This window comes from Stackebrandtia sp. (genome assembly GCF_035643755.1).
Classification (GTDB): Bacteria; Actinomycetota; Actinomycetes; order Mycobacteriales; family Micromonosporaceae; genus Stackebrandtia.
Window position 1 is genome coordinate 1 of record NZ_DASQPW010000126.1, and the last position, 6282, is coordinate 6282.

Below are 6282 nucleotides of genomic sequence, written 5' to 3' on the forward strand. Positions count from 1 at the left end.
CTGCGATGCGGAGGGCGCCTCGGCGGCGGGCTGCGGCTCGGGTTCGGGCTCAGGTTCGGGCTCGGCCTGCGGCGCCGGTGCCGCGGAACCCGCCGCGTCGGCGGACTCCCCGATGACGGCCAGCTCGCCGCCCACCTCGACGGTCTCGTCCTCGGCGGCGACGATGCGCGTCAACACGCCCGCCACCGGCGAGGGGATCTCGGTGTCCACCTTGTCGGTCGAGACCTCCAGGAGTGGCTCGTCCACCTCGACGGTGTCACCCTCTTTTTTCAGCCATTGGGTGATGGTGCCCTCCGTGACGCTCTCTCCGAGGGCGGGCATGGTTACCGATACCGGCATCTGTCCTCAAGCTCCTGTGAATCTAGGCGTGTGCGTGCAGTGGTTTACCCGCGAGAGCCAGATGTGCCTCGCCGAGGGCCTCGTTCTGGGTCGGGTGCATGTGAATCAGCTGGGCCACGTCCGACGGGAACGCCTCCCAGTTGTAGATCAACTGGGCCTCACCGATCAGTTCGCCCATGTTGGACCCGACCATGTGGACACCCACCACCGGCCCGTCCTTGACACCGACGAGCTTCACGAAGCCCGTGGTCTTGATGATGTTGCTCTTCCCGTTGCCGCCCAACGGGTAGTTGTACGTCTCGACGGCCTCGGAGCCGTACCGCTCCCTGGCGACGTCCTCGTTCAGACCGACCGAGGCGACCTGCGGCTCGCTGTAGGTGACCCGCGGAATTCCGTCGGTGTCGATGGGACGCGGGTTCAGCCCCGCGATGTGCTCGGCCACCAGGATTCCCTGGCCGAAGCCGCGGTGCGCCAGCTGGATCCGGCCGTCGATGTCGCCGATGGCGTAGACGTTCGGCAGGTTGGTCTGGGCGTAGTCGTCGGTGATGACGAAGCCGCGCTCCATCTTCACGCCCTGCTCTTCGTATCCCATGCCCGAGGTCACGGGTCCGCGGCCCACCGCGACCAGCAGCACCTCGGCCTCGATGGTCTCGCCGCCCTTGACGGTGACGGTGACCCCGGAATCGGTGGGCTTCACCGACTCGAACGGGGTCCCGGTCTTGAACTTGATGCCCCGCTTGCGGAAGGCGCGCTCCAGCATCTTGGAGGAGTCGGCGTCCTCGGCCGCGACCAGACGGGGCAGCGCCTCCACAATGGTCACATCGGTGCCCAGCGACTTCCAGGCGCTGGCGAACTCGACGCCGATGACGCCGCCGCCCAGCACCACCGCCGAGGACGGGACGTGGTCCAGCGCCAGCGCGTGCTCGGAGGTGATCACCCGGGTGCCGTCGACCTCGAGGCCCGGCAGGGACTTGGAGTAGGAGCCGGTGGCCAGCACGATGTTGCGGCCCGTGATGCGCTGCCCGTCCACCTCGACGGTGTTGGGGGCCACCAGCTTCCCGGTGCCCTCGATCTGCGTCACCTTGGCCGCCTTCATCAGGCCCTGCAGGCCCTTGTACATCTTGGCGACCACGCCGTCCTTGTACGTGTTGACGCCCGCCATGTCGATGCTGACGCCGGTGGTCTTGACACCGAACTGCTCGCCGTCGCGGGCGGAGTCGGCGACCTCGGCGGCATGCAACAGCGCCTTGGTGGGGATGCAACCCCGGTGCAGGCAGGTGCCGCCCATCTTGTCTTTCTCGATGATCGCGACGTTCAGATCGAGTTGAGCGGCGCGCAGCGCACAGGCGTATCCACCGCTGCCGCCACCCAGGATTACGACGTCGTAGCCCGCGTTCGGGTCGCTCACGAAAACTCCCAAGTCCTCTTGTTAGATAATCAAGGGTCATCCTCGCATTTGCCGGGTTCGGCTGGTGGCCAGACCCCGCGTCTGCGGGACTATTCAACCTCGCCAGCACCACCGACGTACAGTCTGTACCTACGTGCGCCCAGACACATCGGTGGATATGCCTGTGGTCGTAGACTTAAGCCTCACTCCTTGAGGCAGTAGAGGTGATTGTCGTTGTCCTGGTTCCGTCGCAAGAAACGCTCCGGTGCCTCCGAACGCGATGCCCGCCGCTATGACACCTCCCATCTGGAGGAGTTTCACGCCAACCATCATGGCGTCGAAGCCTATGTGGAACCCCGGACCACGGTGACCGAGACGACGGTCATGTTCATTGCCCACGATGGAGAATGGACGCGGCGACGCGTCGATGGTGTCGAGGCGGCCTTCCGGCTGGGTGAGCGATTGGGCATCCCGGTCTACGAGGTGGCCAAGGTGGGCTACCCCCAGCGCATGCGGGACTACAACGCCCGCCAGCGCTTGGCGCGCAAGCGCGCCGCCGGGTGAGCGTGCGGTGGGACGGCCACGATGGCCGTCCCACCGTCCTGTCAACCGCTCTTGCGGTTGGTGAACTCCTTGTGCCCCGCCACCTTGACGTCCTTGGGGTGGAACCCGTTGCCCGTGGACCCCGGGTTCACGCCCTTGGCCTGGTTCTTGCCCTTGTTCTTCTTCAGGGCGCGGCGCTCGGCGCGGTTGGTGGGTTCGGGTTGATCGTCGGCCTCGTCGGCCTGGTGCGAAGACTTGTGGTCGTCAGTCATTTGGGTTCTCCTTGAGACTGAGATCGGGCGCTGCAGCGTCCGCCCGCGCCCTTTGCGGGTGGAAACAACGAAGGAATCGCCGCGGCGCCCGGCGGGCGCGAACGGCACGGCGCGCTCAGATCATCCACATGAGGTGCACTGTAACAGAGCCGACGGCGCCGCGAAATCCAATTAAGGGCCCCCCGGCTTGACGCCGATGTGGACGCTCGCGGCGGCCAGGTAGAACAGGTCGCCGCGATGCCCCAGCCACGCGGGGTCGTCGGCGTCCAGCAGCCGCCGCCAGGCCGCGCGGTCGTCGTCGGACAGCTCCTCCTCCGCCCACTCGAACTGCTTGGCGGCCTTGTGAAGCACGAAGTCCAGGTCCGCGCCCTCCAGGGGCTCCGGCCTGTCGAACAGGACGTTGCGGGTGCGGGTGTCGGTGAGGCCCGCGGCGCGCATGCCCGCCTGCCAGCCGTGCGGCATCGGGTTCAGGTTGTGCATCCGCCGCCGCGCCACCGTGTGCAGCGCCGCGTTGAGCCGCACGTCCAGACCCGGCTGGCCGACGCCCACGTGCGCGGGCAGGAAGGAAGCGGTGGTGCCGCCCTCGGCCAGGGCCAGCACCCCGCCGGGCGCCAGCACGTCGGTCAGGGTGCCCAGCGCCTCCTGTTCGTCGTCGGCGTGATGCACCGCCCCGCGCGCCCAGATCAGGTCGGGCGCTCCGCCGGCGGCCTCGCGAATCCGCGCCGCCGAATCCTCGAACGACGCCGTGGCGAAGCGGATGTCGGGGTGCTGTCTGGCGGTGGTCGCGTACACCTCGGGGTGGGCGTCCAGGCCCGCCACCGCGACGTCGATGCCGGAGCGGGTGGCCTGCTCGCGCAGCGCCACGGCCATTCCCCCTCCGCCGCAGCCGAAGTCCACCGCCAGGGCGACGGACGGGCGCAGCAGCTCGGCGGCCAGCATCGCGTAGAAGTCGGCGTCCTCGCGGGCGCTCTTGCTCAGATCCTCGGCGTGCTCGGCCCACACGAATCCGTCATTCGACATGAAGTCTCCTCGTTGTCCTAAGCCCCGGCCACCAGTTCCGGGTACATCCCGAACGCCAGATCGAGCTCGGCGGTGCTGAACAGCATCAGCCGCGCCCGTTCCACGCGAGTGTCGCTGTGGCGCACCGTCTCCACGGCCTGGCGCAGCGCGTCGTCCTTCGGCCAGCCGTACACACCCGCCGAGACCAGCGGAAACGCCACGGTGGACGCGCCGATCTCGTCGGCGACGGCCAGGCTGTTGCGGTAGCACGACCGCAACAGCTCGGAGCGGTCGGAGTCGGCGGCGTACACCGGACCCACCGTGTGGATCACCCATCGCGCGGGAAGCTCGCCCGCCGTTGTCGCCACCGCCTGCCCGGTGGGCAGGCCGCGCCCGTACTTCGCGTCGCGCAGCCGACGACATTCCTCCAGGATCGCGGGTCCGCCCTTGCGGTGGATGGCGCCGTCGACGCCCCCGCCGCCCATCAGGGATGAGTTGGCGGCGTTGACGATGGCGTCAAGGCGCTGCGCGGTGATGTCTCCATGGAACAGCTCGATGCGCATGCTCATACCTTGACACAACCGGCCGACGCCGTCGGTGCCGCGCAATATGATCACCGGCGTGTACACCGAACGCGGCGCCGCGATACCGGGCGCGGTGGTGTGGCGGACGCTGGCCACCGACCCGTCCGCGGTGAAGCGCGTGCTGCCCGACGGGTGCATGGACCTGCTGTGGATGGACGGAGCGCTGCGCATCGCCGGGCCCGACACCGCGGCGTACCTGCCCGTCCAGGTCCCGGGCGCCCGCGGCCTGGGCCTGCGCCTGGCCCCGGGCTTCGGTCCCGAGGTGTTCGGCCTGCCGGCCAACGAGCTGCGCGACCAGCGGGTGGATCTGGACGCGGTGTGGCCGACGCGGGTGGTCCGATCGCTGACCGATCGGGTCGCCGCCGCCGACGACCCCGGCGCGGTGCTGGAGGCCATCGCGGCGGGCAGTCTGGCCGACGGCGACGGCCCCGAACCGTGGGCGCTGTCGATGGCCGCGGCGATGCGGCGCGGGGAGTCGGTGTCCGACACCGCCCGCGCCGTGGGCTTCAGCGAACGCCAGCTGCATCGGCGCAGCATCGCCGCCTTCGGCTACGGGCCCAAGACCCTGGCGCGCATCCTGCGCCTGCAGCGCGCCTTGGAGCACGTTCACGCCGGGCAGTCACTGGCGCTGGCCGCCGCCAGGGCGGGCTACGCCGACCAGGCGCACCTGTCGCGCGACGCCAGGCGCCTGGCCGGCGCCACCGTGAGCGACGTGGTTCACGACTCCAGCGCGGAGAACAGGCTGATCCCGTTACCGTCGGGGTCGTGGACCACCGCGAAGCGCTGGCCCCACACCGCGTCGAAGGGCTTCAGGTGGCCCTCGTAACCCGCCTCGGTGAGCTCGGCGTAGCGGGCGTCGACCTCGGCGGGGTCGTCGCAGCCGAAGGCCAGCTCGGTGCCGCCGCGGCTCGGGTCGGCGTTCGGGTCGAAGGACTTGATGATGTCGACGGTGTCCCACAGGAGCTTCATCCCTCCCGTGGTGACGGCCTCCACATGGGACTCGGAGTCGGCGGAGGCGGGGATGTCGAGCCCGAGCCGTCGGTAGAAGGCCAGCGTGGCGGGCATGTCGAAGGAAACGAGTTGGACGCTGTGAAATGTCAATGCCATGCCGTCGACGATATGACCCGCACGGCGCGGCGGTCTTGTACGAATCGGACGTGTTCAGCGTTGTTGCCCGGTGATGCGGGCGTATGACGCCACGAAGTCGCCCAGCAGCCGCGCGAAGGCGGCGCGGTCGGCGTCGCTCCAGCCGTCCATGGCCTCGGCGAAGACCTCGCGGCGGAAGCGGTGCGCCCGCGCCAGGAGGCGCTGGGCCGTGGCGGTCAGGGCCACGGGGGTGCGGCGGCCGTCGCGCTGGTCGGCGTTGCGCACCAACAGATCCCGCTCGACGGCCCTGGCCACCAGGCGGCTGGCCCGCGGCTGGTCGATGCCCAGGGCCGCGGCGATGTCGCCGACGCCGCAGCCGCCGCCCAGCTCCTCGACCGCGTCCAGCACGCCCATGAGCGTGGGGTCGACGTCGACGTCGGCGCCGCTGCGCTGGGAGTGGAGTCGGCCGAGGGCGCGGCGGGTCTGGCCGCGGCGGATGGCGACCATGGCGCGTTCCACGCGCTCGACGGGATCATCGGACATGTATGTTAATGTACAAGTACATGTAAAAAGACATATAAAGGAGCGCGACATGTCCACCCCCAAACCGATGGGCTACTGGCTCAAACACATCGACCGCGGCCTCGAGAACAACTTCGCCGCGCTGCTGGAGACCGAGGGCCTGAACCGACGCCGCTGGCAGATCCTCAATACTGTCGCCACGGACGCCGTCGACGCCGACGCGCTCGACGCGGCGCTGCGCCCGTTCCTCACCGAGGCCGAGCCGACGGTGCGGCCCCAGCTCGACGCGCTCGTCGCCCAGGGGTGGATCGCCCTGGGGGACAACGACTCCCTGACCCTGACCGACGACGGCCGCGCCGCGTACGAACGCGTCAACGCGCGGGTTCAGCGGCTGCGCGCCGAGGTCATCGATGGTCTGTCCCCAGAGGACTATCGTGCTCTGGTCGAGATGCTGCGCCGCATCGCATCCAACGTGGACGCGCAGGCCGTCGCCCTGTCGTGACCCGCACGTCCGCTGCCACAATCAGCGGGCAGCGGGCCCGCGCTATCG

10 protein-coding genes are annotated in these 6282 nt (G+C 69.4%); 3 read left to right on the forward strand and 7 right to left on the reverse strand.

The annotated features are described in order from the left end of the window. Together VE172_RS09650 and lpdA are read right to left on the reverse strand one after the other, a co-directional pair. On the reverse strand, positions 1-339 hold a 339-nt coding region (locus VE172_RS09650), incomplete at its 3' end, for a biotin/lipoyl-containing protein (RefSeq protein ID WP_324800456.1). A gap of 22 nt (positions 340-361) precedes the next feature. Continuing rightward, positions 362-1747, reverse strand: a complete 1386-nt coding sequence (gene lpdA / locus VE172_RS09655; RefSeq protein ID WP_324800459.1) for a dihydrolipoyl dehydrogenase — start codon at positions 1745-1747, stop codon at positions 362-364. A 213-nt stretch (positions 1748-1960) separates the two neighbouring features. Here lpdA and VE172_RS09660 point away from each other — a divergent pair, with 213 nt between their 5' ends. After that, a complete protein-coding gene (locus VE172_RS09660; RefSeq protein WP_324800462.1) occupies positions 1961-2290 on the forward strand; it encodes an oxidoreductase in 330 nt (109 codons plus the stop codon). A 41-nt stretch (positions 2291-2331) separates the two neighbouring features. Here VE172_RS09660 and VE172_RS09665 read toward each other — a convergent pair whose 3' ends face one another. The 3 genes from VE172_RS09665 to VE172_RS09675 all read right to left on the reverse strand — a co-directional run bounded on the left by VE172_RS09665 (position 2332) and on the right by VE172_RS09675 (position 4109). Further along, on the reverse strand, positions 2332-2541 hold the full coding sequence (locus tag VE172_RS09665; protein WP_324800465.1) for a hypothetical protein: 210 nt from the start codon (positions 2539-2541) through the stop codon (positions 2332-2334). A 171-nt stretch (positions 2542-2712) separates the two neighbouring features. Then, positions 2713-3561: a class I SAM-dependent methyltransferase gene (locus VE172_RS09670; RefSeq protein WP_324800468.1), complete on the reverse strand. Its 849-nt coding sequence runs from the start codon at positions 3559-3561 to the stop codon at positions 2713-2715. 17 nt (positions 3562-3578) lie between these two features. Continuing rightward, positions 3579-4109 carry an O-acetyl-ADP-ribose deacetylase gene (locus tag VE172_RS09675; protein ID WP_414715078.1) on the reverse strand — a complete coding sequence of 177 codons (531 nt, stop codon included), beginning with the start codon at positions 4107-4109 and terminating at the stop codon, positions 3579-3581. 52 nt (positions 4110-4161) lie between these two features. Between VE172_RS09675 and VE172_RS09680 the strand changes: the two genes are divergently transcribed. Next, positions 4162-4950 carry a helix-turn-helix domain-containing protein gene (locus VE172_RS09680; RefSeq protein WP_324800472.1) on the forward strand — a complete coding sequence of 263 codons (789 nt, stop codon included), beginning with the start codon at positions 4162-4164 and terminating at the stop codon, positions 4948-4950. On the opposite strand, the gene VE172_RS09685 is transcribed toward VE172_RS09680, so the two are convergent. Further along, entirely contained in the window at positions 4842-5231 is a 390-nt protein-coding gene (locus tag VE172_RS09685; protein ID WP_324800474.1) for a VOC family protein, read from the reverse strand. The genes VE172_RS09680 and VE172_RS09685 overlap by 109 nt on opposite strands. A 54-nt stretch (positions 5232-5285) precedes the next feature. Next, entirely contained in the window at positions 5286-5753 is a 468-nt protein-coding gene (locus VE172_RS09690) for a MarR family winged helix-turn-helix transcriptional regulator (protein ID WP_324800476.1), read from the reverse strand. Between the two features lie 49 nt (positions 5754-5802). Between VE172_RS09690 and VE172_RS09695 the strand changes: the two genes are divergently transcribed. After that, entirely contained in the window at positions 5803-6234 is a 432-nt protein-coding gene (locus VE172_RS09695; RefSeq protein WP_324800479.1) for a MarR family winged helix-turn-helix transcriptional regulator, read from the forward strand. Positions 6235-6282 lie beyond the last annotated feature (48 nt).

Excerpts from the sequence above, each read along its gene's own strand:
- VE172_RS09665 (WP_324800465.1), bottom strand. The coding sequence starts at position 2,541 with ATGACTGACGACCACAAGTCTTCGCACCAGGCCGACGAGGCCGACGAT.
- VE172_RS09670 (WP_324800468.1), bottom strand. The coding sequence starts at position 3,561 with ATGTCGAATGACGGATTCGTGTGGGCCGAGCACGCCGAGGATCTGAGC.
- VE172_RS09675 (WP_414715078.1), bottom strand. The coding sequence starts at position 4,109 with ATGAGCATGCGCATCGAGCTGTTCCATGGAGACATCACCGCGCAGCGC.
- VE172_RS09685 (WP_324800474.1), bottom strand. The coding sequence starts at position 5,231 with ATGGCATTGACATTTCACAGCGTCCAACTCGTTTCCTTCGACATGCCC.
- VE172_RS09690 (WP_324800476.1), bottom strand. The coding sequence starts at position 5,753 with ATGTCCGATGATCCCGTCGAGCGCGTGGAACGCGCCATGGTCGCCATC.
- VE172_RS09695 (WP_324800479.1), top strand. The coding sequence starts at position 5,803 with ATGTCCACCCCCAAACCGATGGGCTACTGGCTCAAACACATCGACCGC.